Raw genomic sequence first — 17,650 nt, 5'->3', positions numbered from 1 at the left:
GAGCCTGGTGGGCATGGATCATGTACCCGCCCTCTGGACCTCCGCCTACGCGCCGCGCGTCCCGGCCGCCGTCCGGCTGCTGTCCCGCGGAGCCCTGCGCGTGCGCTGCTTCCTGCGTCGCCTGGCCCTGGCGGACCATACGGCGGGCGGCGGTTATTGAGGTTCGTCCGGGGGCGCAGCCTCAAGGGGCGCGGGGAACTGCGCGACCAGCCACAGATCACCCGCGCCCGACGACGAGACCTACAGGAACCGCTTCAACTCCCGCCGGGCCAGCGACCGCTGGTGCACCTCGTCCGGGCCGTCGGCCAAGCGCAGCGTCCGCGCCCCCGCCCACAGCTCCGCCAGCGGATAGTCCTGCGACACCCCACCGGCCCCGTACAACTGCACCGCCTTGTCGATGATGTCGACCACGGTCCGCGGAGTCGCGATCTTGATGGACTGGATCTCGGTGTGGGCGCCCCGGTTGCCCACGGTGTCCATCAGCCAGGCCGTCTTGAGCACCAGCAGCCGCAACTGCTCCACGGCCACCCGCGCGTCGGCGATCCACTCCTGCACGACGCCCTGCTGGGCGAGCGGCTTGCCGAACGCGGTGCGCGCCACGGCCCGCTGGCACATCAGGTCGATGGCCCGCTCGGCCATGCCGATCAGCCGCATGCAGTGGTGGATGCGGCCCGGACCGAGCCGCGCCTGGGCGATGCCGAAGCCGCCGCCCTCCTCGCCGATCAGGTTGCTCGCCGGCACCCGGGCCTGATCGAAGATCACCTCGGCGTGCCCGCCGTGCCAGTGGTCCTCGTACCCGAACACCGTCATGGCGCGCCGTACTTCCACACCCGGGGTGTCGCGCGGCACGAGCACCATCGACTGCTGGCGGCGGATGTCGGGGCCGTCGGGGTCGGTCTTGCCCATCACGATGAAGATCTTGCAGTTCGGGTTCATCGCGCCGGAGATGTAGAACTTCCGGCCCGTGATGACGTAGTCGTCGCCGTCGCGCTCGATCCGGGTCGTGATGTTCGTGGCGTCGGAGGAGGCGACCTCCGGCTCGGTCATCGCGAACGCGGAGCGGATCTCCCCGGCGAGCAGCGGCTCAAGCCACTGCTTCTTCTGCGCGTCGTCACCGAACTGGGCGAGCACCTCCATGTTCCCGGTGTCGGGGGCCGCGCAGTTCAGCGCGGTCGGCGCCAACTGCGGGCTGCGGCCGGTGATCTCGGCCAGCGGCGCGTACTGGAGGTTGGTGAGCCCGGCGCCGTGCTCGGCATCGGGCAGGAAGAGATTCCACAGGCCCTGCCGACGTGCCTCGGCCTTCAGGTCCTCGACCACGGCCGGGGTCTCCCACGGCGAGCCCAGCGCGGCGCGCTGCTCGGCGGCGACCGCCTCGGCCGGGTGGACGTGCTCGTCCATGAAGGCGAGGAGCTTGCCGCGCAGCTCCTCGGTACGGGCGTCGAATGCGAAGTCCATGATGCGCGTCAGCCTTTCTGGAGGGTGTCGGTGCCGTGCTCGATGAAGACCGGGACCAGCTCGCCGATCCGGTCGAACCCGGCGCCGACCGTCTGACCGAGCGTGTAGCGGTAGTGGATGCCCTCGAGGATCACGGCGAGCTTGAACCAGGCGAACGCCGTGTACCAGGAGACCGCGGACACGTCGCGCCCCGAGCGCGCGGCGTACCGCTCGATCAGCTCGGCCGGGGCCGGGTGCCCGGCGGCCGAGGCGGTCGTGGAGATGGGGGAGTCGGGCAGTTCGAGCCGGGCGCTGTACATCGCCAGCAGGCCCAGGTCGGTCAGCGGATCGCCGAGCGTCGACATCTCCCAGTCGAGCACGGCCTTGATCCGGTCGACGCCGTCGGCATCCTGCCGGACCAGGACGTTGTCCAGCCGGTAGTCGCCGTGCACGATCGTCGGGGCGGGGGAGCCGGGCAGCGAGCGCCCGAGGGCCGCGTGCAGCTCGTCGATGCCGGGCAGCTCGCGGTTGCGGGAGGCGTCCAGCTGCTTGCCCCAGCGCCGCAGCTGGCGGTCGAGGAAGCCGTCGGGCCGGCCGAAGTCGCCGAGACCCGACTCGGCCGGGTCCACCGCGTGCAGATCGACCAGGGTGTCGACGAGGCCGAGCACCGCGGCGCGGGTCCGCTCGGCGCCGAGCGGGGCGAGCTGCTCCGCGGTCCGGTAGGGCGTGCCGTCGACGAACTCCATGACGTAGAACGGCGCTCCGACCACGCTGTCGTCCTCGCACAGCAGCAGCGCCTCGGGCACCGGTACCGGGGTGTCGTGCAGCGCGGCGATGACCCGGTGCTCGCGCTTCATGTCGTGCGCGGTGGCCAGCACGTGGCCGAGCGGCGGGCGGCGGACCACCCACTTCGACGTGCCGTCGCTCACCTCGTACGTGAGATTGGACCGCCCGCCCTCGATGAGCCGCCCGGACAGCGGCCCGCCGACCAGGCCGGGCCGCTCGCGATCGAGGTGGGCGCGCAGCTGGTCGAGGTCGAGGCCTGGTGGGTGACTCATCGTGGTCCTCCGAGAATCCGGGACGGTTGCGACTCATCATGCCGACCAGTCGGTATGTCGTCCAGTGCCAGACGGAAACGTGATCGTTCTAACCGTGGCCCACGCCCCGGGCCGCACGAAAGGGCTCTGCCCCGTTTCCGTTCTCCGTCCGCGGCCCGGTGGCCGCTTCTCGCGCAGTTCCCCGCGCCCCTGAGATGCGCACTGCGTGCGCCATCTCATCAACAGGCCCCCGCCTCCGACGGGAAGCCCCGCGAACCTTGGCCTCCAGCGGGAGAGAGGCGCGCGGATCGCCGCCTCAAGGAGAGGCGGCGCGAAGCGCCTGCCTCAGGGGCGCGGGGAACTGCGCGAGAAGCGGCCGCCGGGCCGCAGGTGGACGACAACCCAGGGGCGCGGGGAACTGCGCGAGAAGCGGCCACCGGCCGTCAGTCGACGAACAACCTAGGGGCGCGGGGAACTGCGCGAGAAGCGGCCGCCGGGCCGCAGGTGGACGACAACCCAGGGGCGCGGGGAACTGCGCGGTCGGCCGCCACCGGGCCGCGGGGGGTCACACCACCAGGGCCACCGCGAAGACGGCCAGCGCCACCGTGCACAACGTCGCCGTCACAGCCCCCCGCACCGACATCACCGGCGGAGCCACCTCGTGCAGCGCCAGCCCGGTGATCCGGCGATGCGCCACGGCCAGAAACCCCAGCCACACCACAAGCACCAGCGCGGCAGCCGTCCACTCGACCGCCCCGGCCTCCCCGTGCAGCACGGTCTTGACGGCGAGCACGGCCGCCACGGTGCACGACAGCGTGGTGCGCCGCCACGCCAGCCGGGTCCGGGCCGGCTGCAACCCGGGATCACGCCCGGCCGTCCCGGCCACCCGTCACCCCTCCCAGCCCACGAGCACCACCACGACCATGGCCACGGCGACCAGCGCCACCACGACACTGAGCACGGCGGGAAAGCGCGAGGCGGGCAGATCCTCGCCCCGCCGCATCGCCCGCTCGCACCGCACCCAGTGACTCACGGCCCGCAGCGAACAGAGCACCCCGGACGCGAGCAGCGCCAGCGCGAGCCCCACCCGCCACCCCCACCGCAGATCGGGCAGGAACTGGTCCACCGCGAACCCGCCGCCGATCAGCGCGAGCGCCGTCCGCACCCAGGCGAGAAAGGTCCGCTCGTTGGCGAGCGAGAAGCGGTAGTCGGGCGTATCGCCCTCGTCCCTGATCCGCTCGGGCGCGAACCAGAGGCGGATGCTGCGTACGAAATCGATCACTGACAGGACACTACCCGCGGGTCACCGGTGCGCCCGCCACCGGTCGAAGGCGGCCAGCCCGTCCGGCGTCCACGCCCACTCGCCGAGCCGCGCCTCCAGCTCGTCCAGGCCGAGGAACGCGTGCCAGTCGATCTCCTCGGCCTGCGGCCGCACCGGAAGATCGAAGGTGACCTCGTACACGGCCGACCACCAGGAACCCCGCGAGCCGTCACCCTCGTACAGGAACCGGAACAGCGGGGTCGGCTGCGGCAGCCCGCTGACCCCCAGCTCCTCCTCGGCCTCGCGCAGCGCGGCCTCGTCGTAGGTCTCGCCCGCGCCGACGACACCCCCGACGAACATGTCGTACATCCCGGGGAAGACCAGTTTGGTGGCGGTGCGCCGGTGCACGAACACCTCGCCGGCCGGGTTCCGCGCCAGGATGAACGCGCACCGGTGACGCAGCCCCCGCGCGTACGCCTCGCCGCGCGGGGCCTGCCCGACGACGTTGTCGTGCTCGTCGACGATGTCCAGAATCTCTTCAGCGGAACTCATGCCGGGGAGGCTACGCGCCGGGCGCAGGGAACCGCGCGACCAGCCACGACGCACCCGGCACCCGACCACGCACCCCGCCCTGCCTAGACCCCGGCTCCCGCCCGCTCCCGCCCCCGCGCGGCCGTGCCCGGCATCGCGGGATGCAGCCCGAGAAGCACCACGCCCACCACGATCCCGGCCAGCCCGGCCGCCTCCCAGGCCAGCGCCCCGGTGTCGGTGCGCAGCCGGTCCCCGAGGAACCCCACCCCGCACACGATCCCGGCCAGCGGCTGCGCGGCGGTCAGCGCGGGCAGCGACATCCGCAGCGGCGCCGTCTCGAAGGCGCTCTGCACGAGGACGAGCCCGGTCACCCCGAGGGCGATCACCGCGTACGGCTGCCAGCCGGTGAGCACCGCCGAGAGACCCCCGGCCGAGAACCGCTGCCCGCACACCCGGGTGAGCGCGTCCTGGACCCCGTACAGCAGCCCGGCGGCCACCGCGAGCAGCGCCGGGCCCGGGCTCAGCCGCGACCGCTTGGCGAGCGCCGCCAGCAGCAGGGCCGTGCCGACCATCACGCCGATGATCAGCCAGTGGCGCAGCGGATCCGTCACCGCGCTGCCGCCGCGCGGCTGCCCGGCCACGATGAACGCCGTGACCCCGCCCGCGAGCAGCAACAGACCCGCCCAGCCCTGCCGGCCGAGGGGCTGTCTGGTCTGCCGGCGCGACAGCATCAGCGCGAACAGCAGATTGGTGGCGAGCAGCGGCTCCACCAGGGTGAGCTCGCCCTGCCCGAGCGCGATCGCACCGAGCACCATGCCGCACACCATCAGCCCTATGCCGCCGAGCCAGCGCGGCACCCGCACCAGATCGAGGAGCAGGCGCGGGGAGAGGAAGTCCCCCAGCGGGGCGTGCGCCGCCGCGTTCTGCTGGAGGACGAAACCGGTGCCCAGGCAGAACGCCGCGCTCACGGCGAGGACGAGGACGAGGACCGACACGCTGCGCACCTCTACGGACTACGGGCTGGACGAGCAGGGGTGGGTATGGGCCGACCATAGCGCCCCGCGGCGCCCCACGCCCCACGAGAGCGCGCCCGCACCCGGCCGTGCGCCGCCATCCTGTACTCGTGTAACCAGCTCAACTCCCCCTCTGACGTGGCATGTTGAAAGAGCAATAACAGCAACTCGCATATGCCATAGGTCAGTTGGTGAACTCCGTCACCTGATCACCCTTGACGTGGAGTGCCCGCTACCGCTTTGCTGTCCGTGATCATCGACCTGGCCGCGCAGCGTCGCGCGGAGCCGAAGAGATCTGCCGAGATCCGCAGAGCCGTAGAGGAACCGTCGCGGTGCCCCCACCCCCGCCTCCGCCTCCGCTCGGGCGCTCCCGCAGGAGGCCCGGGCACCCCGTCGGCTTCGGCGACCCCGCACTCGACGACCACGACCTCGTGGCCGCCCGCACGGCCCTCGCCCAGGGCCGCTGGACCGAGGCCCGCGCGCTGCTCGCCGCCACCGGCGACGACTGGGACCGCCGCGGCCACCGCGTCATGGGGCTCGCCCGGGAGTCCACCGCGCTCGCCTGGGCCGGTGACTGGCGGCTCGTCGAACCCGAGTCCACCGACGCCCACGTCCTCCTCGCCCTCGCCACCGTGCACCGCGCCGTCGCCGGGAAGACCCGCCCCGACCGGGCCCGGGACGCCTGTCTCGACGCGGCGGCACGGGTGCCCGACGACCCCACCCCCTGGCTCGGCCTGCTCCACCTGGAGCGGGCGGTCGGCCGCGAGGAGGACGTCGTACGGCTCTTCGACGAGGTCCGCCACCGGCATCCCGCGCACCACCACGCCCACCACCTGATGGTCGCCCGGCTCGCCGAGCGGCGCCCCGACGCCGGCCAGGACCCGCTGCACGAGGTGTACGACTTCGCCGCCTGGGCCGCCGAGCAGGCCCCGCCCGGCTCGCCGCTCGCCGTGGTCCCGGTCGTCGCGCACGCGGAGCGGTTCCGGGTGCTCGCGCGCGCGGGCGTGCTGCCCGGCGACCCGAAACGCTCCGGGCACTGGGCCGGACGGCGCGCCCGGCTGGTCATGAAGGCCGCCTTCGACTGGTGGCTGGAGTGGGGCGACCCCCACGACCGGGCCGGAGTCGTGCACCCGCGCGGCCGCATCGACCTGAACTTCCTCGCCCACGCCAAGTACTGCGAGGGCCGGCCGGTCGAGGCGGCCGCCCTGTTCCACCGCATAGGACCGCACGTCACGCGGGCCCCGTGGTCGTACGGCGACCAGGAACCGTACGCGGCGTTCCGCGCCGCGCGCGACGCCGCGCTCGGCGCGGTCTAGCGACCAGCATCCACCGGACCGGAAGGAACCCACCCGCGATGACCACGGGCAGTTCGAGAACCACCGACACCGCGCCGGAGCCCGGCATAGCGACCTACCGGGGAGAGGAGAGCGCGCTGCGGGCCGGCCGCCTCGGCACGGCGGGCCTGCTGCTCTCCGTGCTCGCCGCGACGGCGCCGCTCATGGTGGTGGCCGGCGTCATGCCGACCACGTTCGCCGTGGTCGGCGCGGTCGGGCAGCCGCTGCTCTTCCTCGTGCTCGGCGTCGTCCTCGCGCTGTTCAGCGTCGGCTACGCGGAGATGAGCCGGCACGTGCACAACGCCGGCGCGTTCTACGCGTACATCACCCGCGGCCTCGGCCCGACCGCCGGATCCGCGGCGGCGCTCGTCGCCCTCCTCGCCTACAGCTCCTTCCAGGTCGGCATCTTCGGGATCTTCGGCTTCGAGGTGTCCGCCCTCGCCCAGGAACACCTGGATGTACAGATCGCCTGGTGGATCCCGGCGCTGGTGGCCGTCGCCGTGGTCGCCGTCTGCGGCCTGCTGAAGATCGACATCAACGCGCGGGTGCTCGGAGTGCTGCTCCTCATCGAGGTCGCCCTCGTGGTGATCTTCGACATCGCGGCGCTCGGCGACCCCGGCAAGGAGGGCGCCTCCCTGCACGCCTTCAACCCCGACACGCTCTCCGGGGTCGGCGTCGGCACCGCCCTGTGCTTCTGCATCGCGGCGTTCGCGGGCTTCGAGCAGGCGCCGGTGTACGCGGAGGAGACCAGCCGCCCGCACATCCTCGTCCCGCGCGTGATGTACCTCGCGGTGGGCGGCGTCGCCGTGTTCTTCGCGATCAGCTCCTGGGCGCTCACGGTCGCCACCGGCCCCTCGGGGATCGTCGGCCAGGCCCGGAAGCAGTCGGCGGGCCTGCTCTTCGGCCTCACCGAGGACCGGCTCGGCGCCACCTTCACGGACGTCGTGCACGTCCTGTTCATCACCGGCATGTTCGCGGCGATGCTCAGCTTCCACAACGTCGTCGCGCGGTACGCGTTCGCCATGGGCCGCGAGGGGCTGCTGCCCGCCGTCTTCGGCCGCACCCACAGCGCGAGCGGGGCGCCCGGCGCCGGTTCGGTGCTCCAGACGGTCATCGCGGCGGTCGTCGTCCTGGCCTTCGCCGTCACCGACTCCGGCGCCGCGGGGGACCCGACGGCGCCCGTCCTGCGCCTGTTCACCTGGGGCGGCAACGTGGGCGCCCTCGGCGTCATCCTGCTCATGGCCGTCGCGTCGGTCGCGGTCATCGTCTTCTTCGTCCGGCGCGGGGCGGCTGCCGCCCAGGCCTGGCGACTCGCCGCCTCCGCGGTGTCGGGCATCGCCCTGCTGGTCATCGCGGGCTACACGGTCAAGGACTTCGACGTCCTGGTCGGCTCCGGCCCCGACTCGGCCCTGAACTGGCTGCTCCCCGGCCTGATCCTGCTGGCCGCCCTGGCCGGCGTCGCCCACAGCCTGGTCCTCCGCCGCCGCAACCCGGCGGCCCACGCCCGGATCGGCCTGGGCAACGAGGCCTTCCAGCTGGAGAAGAAGAGCACCTCGTAGAACGCGAAGGGGAGGCGACGCGAAGCGCCTGCCTCAGGGGCGCGGGGAACGGCGCGACCAGCCACGACGCACCCCGCACCCGCCGACGAACGCCCACCCGCCCCCGCGCCCGGCCCCCGCGAAAGGTGACGGAACCCTGACGGCCCGGCCCGAACCCTGGTCCCGGCCGCACCGAACGTGCTCGAATCACGACGTGGACCCGCACGACGACCCAGGCACGAACGAAGACCCCGGCACCCCGGTGGGCCGGCGCCTCATCATCGGGATGCTCGGCGCCGGCGCCCTGGGCGTCGCCGCCGCCCCCGCCCTCCAGCGCGCCGTGGAGAGCGTCACCTCCAAGGACCCCACCGGCGTCACGGGCCTGCTCCCGGCCGGCGGCGGTTTCCGCTACTACTCGGTCACCGCCTCCGTCCCGCACAAGGACGAGCGGAACTACCGGCTCACCGTCGACGGCCTCGTCGACCGCCCCACCACCTACACGCTCCCCGAACTGCGGGCCCTGCCGCAGACCCGCCTGCTGCGCGACGTCCAGTGCGTCACCGGCTGGCGGGTGCCGCACACCCCCTTCGAGGGCGTCAGACTCTCCCGGATCCTGGCCGATGCGGGCGTCCGCCCGACCGCCAGGGCCGTCCGGCTGACCTGCTTCGACGGCGCGTACAGCGAGAGCCTCACCCTCCAGCAGGCGCGCCGCGACGACGTCCTGGTGGCGCTGCGCATGCAGGACAAGGACCTCGGGCACACCCACGGCGGCCCGGTGCGGCTCTATGTGGCGCCGATGTACTTCTACAAATCCGCGAAGTGGCTCTCCGGCATCACCGTGACCGACGAGGTGCGGCCCGGCTACTGGGAGGACCGTGGATACGACGTCGACGCCTGGGTCGGCCGGTCGAACGGACGCGGCGATGCACCCACCGGCTGAACCCCACGACCGCGTCCGCCGGTTCACCCCGGCCGAACGCTGGGTGCACCGCACGACGGCCGCCCTGATGGGCCTGTGCGTGGCCTCCGCGGCCTGCCTCTACCTCCCCCAGCTCGCCGAACTCGTCGGACGCCGCGCCCTCGTCGTCACCGTCCACGAATGGTCGGGACTGCTGCTCCCGGCGCCGTTCCTGCTCGGCCTCGCCTCCCGCGCCTTCCGCGCGGACCTGAGCCGCCTCAACCGGTTCGGCCGCCACGACAGGGTGTGGCTGCGGGCGGCGGTGCGGCGCCGGCCGGGCCCGCGCCCGGCGGGGAAGTTCAACGCGGGCCAGAAACTGTGGGCGTCCTGGCTGGCCGGCGCCGTCCTGGTGATGCTCGGCACCGGCCTGCTGATGTGGTTCACGCACCTCGCGCCGCTGGCCTGGCGCACCGGCAGCACCTTCGTGCACGACTGGCTGGCCCTCGCGCTCGGCATCGTCGTCGCCGGGCACATCGGCATGGCCGTCGGCGACCCGGAGTCCCGCGCGGGGATGCGCACCGGCTTCGTACGACGGGAGTGGGCGGAGCGGGAACACGGCGAGTGGCTGCCCTGACCTGTGCGGGCAGCGGAAAGGGCGGCCCGGACACAGCCGGACCGCCCTGTTCCGTACGTCACCTGTGGTGGTTACAGAACCAGCGACAACAACAGCACCAGGCCACCGGCGACCACGGAGATGATCGTCTCCATGACCGACCAGGTCTTCACGGTCTGCCCGACGCTGAGCCCGAAGTACTCCTTGACCAGCCAGAACCCGGCGTCGTTGACATGGCTGAAGAAGAGCGAACCCGCGCCGATCGCGAGGACGAGCAGCGCCGTGTGCGTGTCGGTCATGCCGGCCGCGAGAGGCGCGACGAGTCCGGCGGCGGAGACCGTCGCGACGGTGGCCGAGCCGGTGGCGAGACGGATGACGACGGCGATCAGCCAGGCGAGCAGCAGGGTCGGGATCGACCAGTCCTTGGAGATGTCCAGGACCATCTGGCCGACACCGGAGTCGATCAGGGTCTGCTTGAAGCCGCCGCCCGCGCCGACGATGAGCAGCACACCGGCGATCGGGGCGAGGGACTTCTCGGTGGTCTCCTGCAGCTTGCCCTTGGTGAAGCCGGCGGCCCGGCCCAGGGTGAACATGGCCACGACGACGGCGACGAGCAGGGCCGTCAACGGGTTGCCGATCACGTCGAAGGTGCGCTGGACGGTGGCGTCGGGGTTGTCCACGACGATGTCGACCAGGGCCTTGGCCAGCATCATCACGACCGGCAGCAGGATGGTGACGACGGAGGCGCCGAAGCTGGGGCGCTTCTCCAGCTGCTCGGAGGCGCGGGCCGGGATCATCTTGTCGGGAGCGGAGACGTCGACCCACTTGGCGGCGTACTTCGAGAACACCGGACCGGCGATGATCACCGTGGGGATCGCGACGACGATGCCGAGCGCGAGAGTGATGCCGAGATTGGCGTGGACCGCGTCGATCGCGACGAGCGGGCCGGGGTGCGGCGGGATCAGACCGTGCATGACGGACAGGCCGGCGAGGGCCGGGATGCCGATGCGCATCAGCGAGTAGTTGCCGCGCTTGGCGACCATCAGCACGACCGGGATCAGCAGCACGATGCCGACCTCGAAGAAGAGCGGCAGGCCGATCACGGCGGCGATCAGGACCATCGCCCACGGCATGGCCTTCCCGCCCGACTTCCCGGCCTTGGCCAGGATGGTGTCGACGATCTGGTCGGCGCCGCCTGAGTCGGCGAGCAGCTTGCCGAGGATCGCGCCGAGCGCGATCAGCACACCGACACCGGCCACGGTGGAGCCGAGTCCGCCGCTGAAGCTGGTGATCACCTTGTCGAGCGGGGCCCCGGCGAACGCGCCGAGCGCGAGCGAGCCGATGGTCAGCGCCAGGAAGGCGTGGACCTTGAACTTCGTGATGAGCAGGACGATGACGGCGATGCCGGCGAGCACGGCGATCCCGAGCTGGGCATGGCCAGCGGAGGTGATCGGCTCGACGGCGTCCGCTGCCAGCATCTCGACGCTGAGACTGGTCACGGCTGATCCCTTGTACGTGAATGGGGGGAGGGGGACTTACGGGGGGAGAGGGAGAGCGGGCCTACTGGTCCGTGGGGGCGGAGTCGAGCGCGGCCAGGGCCAGCACGGCCCGGTCGGCGATCTCCTCCGGGGAGCCCGCGACATCGACCTCGACGCCCGCCTCGTCCGGCCCGAGCGGCTGGAGCGTGGCGAACTGCGAGTCGAGCAGCGCGGTCGGCATGAAGTGACCCTGCCGGTGCGACATCCGGTCCTCGATGAGCGCGCGGTCGCCGGTGAGGTGGACGAAGACCACCCCGGGGGCCGCCGCCCGCAGCCGGTCGCGGTAGGCCCGCTTCAGCGCGGAGCTGGAGGCCACCCCGCCGAGCCCCGCCCGGCCGTGCGCCCACTCGCCGATGGCGTCCAGCCAGGGCCAGCGGTCGTCGTCGGTCAGGGGGGTGCCGGCCGACATCTTGGCGATGTTGGCCTCGGGGTGGAAGTCGTCGCCCTCGGCGTAGGGAACGCCGAGCCGCTCGGCGAGCAGGGGACCGATCGTCGTCTTGCCGGTACCTGCCACGCCCATGACCACGACGACGTGGGGGGTGCTCATCGCTGTGCTGCCTCGCTGTCTGTCTTCATCGACATCGCTGTTGTACGACACTCAAACTCAATAGGTCGGACAAATTCAAGAGGGTGTGATCTATAAGTCAGACCTTTGAGGGCCGGGCTAGTCTTTTCCCATGACCACTCAGGACCGTGGGCTGCACGCCCGTGTACTGGACAGCCTCGGTCCCGCCATCACCTCGGGGGAGTACCCGGCGGGGAGCGTGTTGCGCACGGACGAACTGGCGCAGCGGTTCGAGGTGTCGCGTTCGGTGATGCGCGAGGCGGTACGGGTCCTGGAGTCGATGAACCTGGTGACCTCGCGGCGCCGGGTGGGCGTGACGGTGCTGCCGGCGCCGGAGTGGAACGTCTACGACCCGCGGGTCATCCGCTGGCGCCTGGCCGGCACCGACCGGCCCCGCCAGCTGCGCTCGCTCACGGTGCTGCGCTCGGCGGTGGAGCCGGTGGCGGCGGGGCTCGCCGCCCGGCACGCCACGGCCGAGCAGTGCGCGCGGCTCACCGAGTGCGCGCTGGGCATGGTGGCCACGTCACGCGGGCAGCAGCTGGAGAAGTACCTGATCCACGACATCGAGTTCCACCGCACGGTGCTGAACGCCTCCGGCAACGAGATGTTCGCCCATCTCGGCGATCTGGTCGCCGAGGTCCTCTCGGGCCGCACCCATCACCAGGTCATGTTCGAGGACCCGGACCCGGCGGCGGTCACCCTCCACGTACGGGTCGCGGACGCCGTGCGCGAGGGCGACGCGGCCCGCGCCGAGTCCCTGACCCGGGAAATCGCCGAGGGCGCCTTGCAGGAACTGGACATCCTCGCCCCCTGACCGCCCGGCCGCGGCTCTCGTCGTGGCTGGTCGCGCAGTTCCCCGCGCCCCTGAGATGCGCACTGCGTGCGCCATCTCATCAGAGGCACGCCACCCGCCCCTCCCCAGAGGCGCATCACCCGCCCTTCCCCAGAGGCGCGCCACCCGCCCTTCCTCAGAGGCGCACCACCTGCCCCTCCTCAGAGGCGCGCGGAGCGCAGCCTCAGGGGGAGGCTGCGCGAAGCGCATGCCTCAGGGGCGCGGGGAACTGCGCGAGAAGCGGCCACCGGCCGGCAGCCGACGTGCGACCCAGGGGCGCGGGGAACTGCGCGAGAAGCGGCCACCGGCCGGCAGCCGACGTGCGACCCAGGGGCGCGGGGAACTGCGCGAGAAGCGGCCACCGGCCGGCAGCCGAACGAGGACCCATCAGGGGCGCGGGGAACTGCGCGACCAGCCCCCACGCACCCGCACCCGACGACGAGCCCTACTCGATGAAGTCGCCGTCCACATAGACCCAGGCACCATCCACCCGCACGAACCGACTCCGCTCATGCAGCACCCCGCCCCGATAACGCGCCCGGAACGTCACGGTCCCGCGCTGATGGAACGCCGAACCGTCCCCGGTCTCCACGATCTCCAGCCCGGTCCACCGAGGCGCGTCGGCGAAATCGACCACCGGCGGCCGGGTGTCCGGGTGCCAGGTGCGCAGCAGATACGGACCGTCCTGCCGGACGAAGGCCGCGTAGCGCGACCGCATCAGGGCCTCGGCGGTCGGCGCGGCGGCCTCGCCGGAGTGGTACCGGCCGCAGCAGTTCTCGTAGGCCTGCGGGAGCCCGCAGGGGCAGGTGGGGGCAGTGCGTGACATGGGGTTCACGATATGCCCCGCACCACGGTCAGCTCCGCGCCCCGGGTGCGATCGGACGCCGGCCCGGTCTCCAGAACCAACTCGCCCGGCTCCACCACGAGTTCCAGATCCCGCCCCACCGAGGCCAGGGTCTCGGCGCCCACCTCGAAGACCACCTCGCGGCGCTCACCCGGCCCGAGATCGACCTGCGCGAACCCGCGCAGCTCCCGCACCCGGGGCCACGACGAGCCCCCCGACCGCCGTCGCACATACAGCTGCACCGTCTCCCGCACGGCGGCCCCGCCGGTGTGCTCGACCGCGACCGTGCAGGTCAGCGCGGGATCCGCGGCGGACACGGTGGACCGGCTCAGGCGCGGGGCGCCATAGCGGACCGTGCCGTACGACAGGCCGTGCCCGAACGCGTGCCGGGCCGTCGCCGGCTGGTCGACATAGCCGCGGTAGCCGTGGTCCTTGCCGTTGTAGAAGACGGGGAGCTGCGCCGCCGAGCGGGGCACCGACACCGGCAGCCGCCCCGAGGGCGCCACGGCCCCGAACAGCACGTCGGCGACGGCGCGCCCGCCCCACGGCCCCGGGTACCAGGCGCACAGCACGCCCGCCGCCCGGTCGAACCGTTCCGGGAGCGCGTGCGGGCGGCCCTGCACCAGGACCACGACGACCGGCACCCCGGTCGCGGCCACGGCGTCGAACAGCGCCGCCTGGCCCGCGGGAAGCGCGAGGTCGGCGAGGTCGACGCCCTCGCCGCAGGTCATGCCGGCCGGGTTGCCCGAGGTGACGACGGCCGCGCCGTTCGCCTCGAAGCGGGTGTCGGCCTCCCGGGCGCTCGACCCGCCGAGCACGAGCACCGCCACGTCCGCGCCCGCCGCCGTCACCACCGCGTGCGCCTGCCCGGAGAGGTCGCCGCCGACCAGCTCGCAGCCGCGCGCGTACGTCACCTCGCGCTCAGGCCCCGCGGCGGCCCGGATCCCGTCGAGCACCGTGACGCCGGTGCCGGGCCGCTGCGGCGCCGTGTAGTCGCCGATCTGCTGCGGCACCGAGTCGGCGTTCGGGCCGATCACCGCGATCCGGCGCACATCGGGCCCGAGCGGCAGCGTCCGGGTGTCGTGGCCGACGAGCGTCACGGAGGCGCGGGCAAGCCGCTCGCTCAACTCCCGCGCGTCCGGGCGGGGTTCGCGCTCGTCCACGTACGGGTTCTCGAACAGGCCGAGCCGGAACTTGAGGGTGAGGACGCGTGCCACCGCCGCGTCCAGCGCCGCCTCTGCCACCAGGCCGCGCTCGACGGCCTCCCCGAGCCGGGGGAAGGCGCCGTCCCACAGGCTCAGATCGGTTCCGGCCGGCAGCGCCATGGCGCCCGCCGCCACCGGGTCCCCGGCCAGCCGCGTCAGCCGGTCGAGGGCGCAGCCGTCCGCCATCACGATCCCGTCGAACTCCCAACGCTCCCGCAGGAGTTCGGTCAGCAGGTACGGGTTCGCGGCGCACGGCAGGCCGTCGAACTCGTTGTACGCGGCCATCACCCCCGCCGCCCCGGCCCGCACGCCCGCAATGGCCGCCGCCAGATGGATCTCGTGCAGCTCGCGCACGCCCAGCTCGGTCGCCGCGCTGTTGCGGCCCCCGACCGTCGCGCCCTGCCCGGCGAAGTGCTTCAGCACGACGCCGACGCCCTCCGACCGCATCCCCCGCACCAGCGCCTCGGTGAACCGGGCGGCCAGGTACGGGTCCTCGCCGAAGCACTCCTCGGCCCGCCCCCAGCGCGGATCGCGCACCAGGTCGAGCGCTGAGACGAGCGCCAAGTGACCGCCTCGGGAACGGAGTTCGGCGGCAGCGGCGGCGGCTGCCGCCTCGTACAGGCCGGGGTCCCAGGAGGCGCCCACGGCCAGGTTCACCGGCAGGACCGTGCCGTCGAGCGCCTGATGCCCGTGCGGCACCTCCTCGACCATCAGGACCGGGATGCCGAGCCGGGTCCCCTCGACGACGTGCCGCTGCACCGCGTCGGCCACGCCGGCCGCGTCCGCCGCCGCGATCCCGTCCGCGAAGGTCACGCCCGACCACGGATCGGCGCGCTGAAACCCGTACAGGGCGCCCATCCCGTCGTACGCGGCGACCTCCGCGCGGAACGCCTCCGTCAGCCGGAACTCCCCGGCGGCCATCCGCTCGTAGGCGTCCCAGCCGTACAGGCGCTGATTGACCTGCCCGACCTTCTCGGCGAGCGTCATCCGGCCGAGCAGGTCCCGCACCCGGTCCGCGACCGGCGCGTCCGCGTCCCGGTACACCGGCGCGCTCATCGCAGTTCCAGCACCCGCACATCGAAGGCGCCCAGGGTCACCTCGTCGACCTGCTCGCCCGTCGCCAGGTCGTGCAGGGTGCCCGCCGCCTCGGGCGACACCGTCAGCTCCGCGTCGTCCTGGCTGACCAGCCACACGAACCGGCGCCCGTCCTCGTGCTCGACCACGTCCGCGCCGACGAACGGCGAGTCGACCGTCACCGGCCGCGCCACCCCGGCGACCTCGGCCAGCGCCGCGTACAGCCGGTGCGTCTGCTCCGGGTTCACCCGCGCCGTGCGCGCCGCCATGTGCTCCAGGGGATACGTGGCCAGCACGGTGCGGCCGCGCCCGGTCTCGCGGCACAGCAGCGCCGGGCGGCCGTGCCCGTCCACCGCGACGACCCGCGCGTCCGTCGGGACCACCGGCAGGTAGGCGCGGCTGTCCTCGTTGCCCGCGACCGGGAAGCGCAGCGTCTGACCTGCCGTGATGCCGCCGAAGTCCTCGCGGAACGTCAGCTCCAGGGTGTCGTCCTCGATCGGCTCCGCCACCCCGTACGAGAGCTGCTGCTCGACCCCGAACAGCCCGTCCAGGTCGTCGAACCACGGCCCGCGCGTCCCCGGGTGCTCGCCCGAGCAGAACGACAGGTACACCGTGGCGCCCTCCTCGGCCCTGCGGCGCAGCGCCCGCGTGGTCCGTGTCGTCAACTGCCGGGTGGCGGGCAGCAGATACAGCCGCACGTCGTCCGTGATGCCGTCCGCCTCCCGGGTCAGCGCGGCCGGCAGGTCGGCGGCGCGCGCGGCCACGTACCCCTGGTGCAGCGAGCTGAAGATGAGCGGGCGGTCGGCGGGGCGGCTGTAGGGGTAGCCGCGCTCCAGGAACGCGGGCACGACGAACGCCGCGTCCGCGTCCGCGCGGCGGCAGCGCGCGAAGTCGACGCCCTTCAACACCTCGGCGAAGGCCGCCAGTTCACGCAGGGGCGCCTTCGGGGCGCCGGTGCTGTCCGTGATGCCGAAATGCATCTCGAAGGGGTGGTGGTCGTACGGGGATCGGTCCCACAGGTCGTCGTAGTCGGTGTTGTTCCACGCGATCCAGCCGGTCGCGCCGCCGAGCAGCGAGTTGTGCAGGGTCTGGCGGTAGTACACGCCCGCGTTCGCGTCGGACACCGTGTCCGTGGAGAGCCCGAACTCCTCCAGGACCACCGGCTGGCCGGTCACCGACGCCAGCTCGCACTCGAAGGCCGCCCGGTAGTGCTGGCGGGCCCGGTCGGTGTCCGAGCGGTAGACGTGCGGGCCGACGAAGTCCACGTACTCGGCGGTCTCGCGCAGCGAGAAGCCGTTGTCGCGGCCCGTCACCTCGATGCCCCAGGCGCCGTCGCCGAGCGAGACGGGCTGGGTGGCGCCCGCCGCGCGCACCGCGTTGCACATCGACTGCGCCCACGCGGTGACGACATCGCTGTGCGGCGGGTCGACCTGGTAGATCCGGCCGTAGCCCGGCATCTCGTTCGTGATCAGCCAGCCGGTCACGGCCGGATGGTCCTTGAAGCGGCGGGTCATCTGCGAGGCGAACCACGCCTGGCGGCCCACCATCCACACGTCCTCGTACAGATCACGTCCGCCGCGCCACGCCGGATCCCAGTTCTCGCCCGACATGTGCCCGACGATGAACGTCGGCACCGATCCCATCCCCAACTCCTGGTGCGCGTCCAGGAAGTCACGGAACCGCTCGCACAACTCCTCGTCGATCCGGTGCGGTTCGGGGTGGAAGTCCGGCCAGTAGAAGAACGAGCGGGTCATGTTCAGGCCGTGCTCGCGCAAGGAAGCCAGCTCCTCGCGCACCACCTTCGGGTCGTAGTCGCGCCACATCAGGGGCCCGCCGGTGCGGGACCAGAAGTTGGCGCCGAGCCAGGGCAGAACGGCGGCGTCGTGGGTCAGGTGGGCGCTGTGGCGTCGCATGGTGGTACGTAGCTCCGTAG

17 protein-coding genes are annotated in these 17,650 nt (G+C 72.8%); 6 read left to right on the top strand and 11 right to left on the bottom strand.

What is annotated here, in order from left to right:
• Positions 1 to 13 precede the first annotated feature (13 nt).
• Positions 14 to 160 (top strand): hypothetical protein, encoded by a 147-nt coding sequence (locus tag ABII15_RS08095; protein WP_353941590.1) that lies wholly within the window; start codon positions 14 to 16, stop codon positions 158 to 160.
• An 80-nt stretch (positions 161 to 240) separates the two neighbouring features.
• Here ABII15_RS08095 and ABII15_RS08090 read toward each other — a convergent pair whose 3' ends face one another.
• The 6 genes from ABII15_RS08090 to ABII15_RS08065 all read right to left on the bottom strand — a co-directional run bounded on the left by ABII15_RS08090 (position 241) and on the right by ABII15_RS08065 (position 5,258).
• The gene (locus tag ABII15_RS08090) at positions 241 to 1,455 is read right to left on the bottom strand and encodes an acyl-CoA dehydrogenase family protein (RefSeq protein ID WP_353941589.1); all 1,215 of its coding nucleotides are present in this window, start codon (positions 1,453 to 1,455) and stop codon (positions 241 to 243) included.
• Between the two features lie 8 nt (positions 1,456 to 1,463).
• Positions 1,464 to 2,492: a phosphotransferase family protein gene (locus ABII15_RS08085; protein WP_353941588.1), complete on the bottom strand. Its 1,029-nt coding sequence runs from the start codon at positions 2,490 to 2,492 to the stop codon at positions 1,464 to 1,466.
• 544 nt (positions 2,493 to 3,036) lie between these two features.
• Complete coding sequence (locus ABII15_RS08080; protein WP_353941587.1) at positions 3,037 to 3,327, bottom strand: DUF202 domain-containing protein; 291 nt, start codon at positions 3,325 to 3,327, stop codon at positions 3,037 to 3,039.
• A 33-nt stretch (positions 3,328 to 3,360) separates the two neighbouring features.
• Positions 3,361 to 3,753 (bottom strand): DUF202 domain-containing protein, encoded by a 393-nt coding sequence (locus ABII15_RS08075; protein ID WP_353941586.1) that lies wholly within the window; start codon positions 3,751 to 3,753, stop codon positions 3,361 to 3,363.
• A 21-nt stretch (positions 3,754 to 3,774) separates the two neighbouring features.
• Positions 3,775 to 4,284, bottom strand: a complete 510-nt coding sequence (locus tag ABII15_RS08070) for an NUDIX domain-containing protein (protein WP_353941585.1) — start codon at positions 4,282 to 4,284, stop codon at positions 3,775 to 3,777.
• A gap of 83 nt (positions 4,285 to 4,367) precedes the next feature.
• A complete protein-coding gene (locus ABII15_RS08065; RefSeq protein ID WP_353941584.1) occupies positions 4,368 to 5,258 on the bottom strand; it encodes a DMT family transporter in 891 nt (296 codons plus the stop codon).
• Between the two features lie 350 nt (positions 5,259 to 5,608).
• Between ABII15_RS08065 and ABII15_RS08060 the strand changes: the two genes are divergently transcribed.
• From ABII15_RS08060 to ABII15_RS08045, 4 genes are all read left to right on the top strand, one after another.
• On the top strand, positions 5,609 to 6,592 hold the full coding sequence (locus ABII15_RS08060; protein ID WP_353941583.1) for a hypothetical protein: 984 nt from the start codon (positions 5,609 to 5,611) through the stop codon (positions 6,590 to 6,592).
• A 38-nt stretch (positions 6,593 to 6,630) separates the two neighbouring features.
• Complete coding sequence (locus tag ABII15_RS08055; protein ID WP_353941582.1) at positions 6,631 to 8,169, top strand: APC family permease; 1,539 nt, start codon at positions 6,631 to 6,633, stop codon at positions 8,167 to 8,169.
• 265 nt (positions 8,170 to 8,434) lie between these two features.
• On the top strand, positions 8,435 to 9,088 hold the full coding sequence (locus tag ABII15_RS08050; protein WP_353946990.1) for a molybdopterin-dependent oxidoreductase: 654 nt from the start codon (positions 8,435 to 8,437) through the stop codon (positions 9,086 to 9,088).
• Positions 9,072 to 9,680, top strand: coding sequence for a cytochrome b/b6 domain-containing protein (locus ABII15_RS08045; RefSeq protein ID WP_353941581.1), 609 nt, complete (start codon positions 9,072 to 9,074; stop codon positions 9,678 to 9,680). Before ABII15_RS08050 ends, ABII15_RS08045 begins: the two co-directional genes overlap by 17 nt.
• 71 nt (positions 9,681 to 9,751) lie before the next feature.
• Here ABII15_RS08045 and ABII15_RS08040 read toward each other — a convergent pair whose 3' ends face one another.
• Positions 9,752 to 11,158 (bottom strand): gluconate:H+ symporter, encoded by a 1,407-nt coding sequence (locus ABII15_RS08040; protein WP_353941580.1) that lies wholly within the window; start codon positions 11,156 to 11,158, stop codon positions 9,752 to 9,754.
• Between the two features lie 61 nt (positions 11,159 to 11,219).
• Positions 11,220 to 11,744: a gluconokinase gene (locus ABII15_RS08035; RefSeq protein WP_353941579.1), complete on the bottom strand. Its 525-nt coding sequence runs from the start codon at positions 11,742 to 11,744 to the stop codon at positions 11,220 to 11,222.
• Between the two features lie 130 nt (positions 11,745 to 11,874).
• Between ABII15_RS08035 and ABII15_RS08030 the strand changes: the two genes are divergently transcribed.
• Entirely contained in the window at positions 11,875 to 12,576 is a 702-nt protein-coding gene (locus ABII15_RS08030) for a FadR/GntR family transcriptional regulator (RefSeq protein ID WP_353941578.1), read from the top strand.
• A gap of 463 nt (positions 12,577 to 13,039) precedes the next feature.
• Here ABII15_RS08030 and ABII15_RS08025 read toward each other — a convergent pair whose 3' ends face one another.
• Genes ABII15_RS08025 through ABII15_RS08015 form a run of 3 tightly spaced genes read right to left on the bottom strand, consistent with a single transcriptional unit; the run spans position 13,040 to position 17,630 of the window.
• Positions 13,040 to 13,420 carry a YchJ family protein gene (locus ABII15_RS08025; protein ID WP_353941577.1) on the bottom strand — a complete coding sequence of 127 codons (381 nt, stop codon included), beginning with the start codon at positions 13,418 to 13,420 and terminating at the stop codon, positions 13,040 to 13,042.
• 5 nt (positions 13,421 to 13,425) lie between these two features.
• Positions 13,426 to 15,699, bottom strand: coding sequence for a glycoside hydrolase family 3 N-terminal domain-containing protein (locus ABII15_RS08020; protein WP_353941576.1), 2,274 nt, complete (start codon positions 15,697 to 15,699; stop codon positions 13,426 to 13,428).
• Entirely contained in the window at positions 15,696 to 17,630 is a 1,935-nt protein-coding gene (locus ABII15_RS08015) for a cellulase family glycosylhydrolase (protein ID WP_353941575.1), read from the bottom strand. The genes ABII15_RS08020 and ABII15_RS08015 overlap by 4 nt, the downstream gene beginning before the upstream one ends.
• Positions 17,631 to 17,650 lie beyond the last annotated feature (20 nt).

The organism is Streptomyces sp. HUAS MG91 (assembly GCF_040529335.1).
GTDB lineage: Bacteria > Actinomycetota > Actinomycetes > Streptomycetales > Streptomycetaceae > Streptomyces > Streptomyces tabacisoli.
Note: the sequence above shows the minus strand (reverse complement) of the source record. Positions and strands in the feature narration are given on the sequence as shown.

Excerpts from the sequence above, each read along its gene's own strand:
- ABII15_RS08095 (WP_353941590.1), top strand. The coding sequence starts at position 14 with ATGGATCATGTACCCGCCCTCTGGACCTCCGCCTACGCGCCGCGCGTC.
- ABII15_RS08030 (WP_353941578.1), top strand. The coding sequence starts at position 11,875 with ATGACCACTCAGGACCGTGGGCTGCACGCCCGTGTACTGGACAGCCTC.
- ABII15_RS08045 (WP_353941581.1), top strand. The coding sequence starts at position 9,072 with ATGCACCCACCGGCTGAACCCCACGACCGCGTCCGCCGGTTCACCCCG.
- ABII15_RS08035 (WP_353941579.1), bottom strand. The coding sequence starts at position 11,744 with ATGAGCACCCCCCACGTCGTCGTGGTCATGGGCGTGGCAGGTACCGGC.
- ABII15_RS08020 (WP_353941576.1), bottom strand. The coding sequence starts at position 15,699 with ATGAGCGCGCCGGTGTACCGGGACGCGGACGCGCCGGTCGCGGACCGG.
- ABII15_RS08025 (WP_353941577.1), bottom strand. The coding sequence starts at position 13,420 with ATGTCACGCACTGCCCCCACCTGCCCCTGCGGGCTCCCGCAGGCCTAC.
- ABII15_RS08050 (WP_353946990.1), top strand. The coding sequence starts at position 8,435 with ATGCTCGGCGCCGGCGCCCTGGGCGTCGCCGCCGCCCCCGCCCTCCAG.
- ABII15_RS08055 (WP_353941582.1), top strand. The coding sequence starts at position 6,631 with ATGACCACGGGCAGTTCGAGAACCACCGACACCGCGCCGGAGCCCGGC.
- ABII15_RS08090 (WP_353941589.1), bottom strand. The coding sequence starts at position 1,455 with ATGGACTTCGCATTCGACGCCCGTACCGAGGAGCTGCGCGGCAAGCTC.
- ABII15_RS08085 (WP_353941588.1), bottom strand. The coding sequence starts at position 2,492 with ATGAGTCACCCACCAGGCCTCGACCTCGACCAGCTGCGCGCCCACCTC.
- ABII15_RS08015 (WP_353941575.1), bottom strand. The coding sequence starts at position 17,630 with ATGCGACGCCACAGCGCCCACCTGACCCACGACGCCGCCGTTCTGCCC.
- ABII15_RS08070 (WP_353941585.1), bottom strand. The coding sequence starts at position 4,284 with ATGAGTTCCGCTGAAGAGATTCTGGACATCGTCGACGAGCACGACAAC.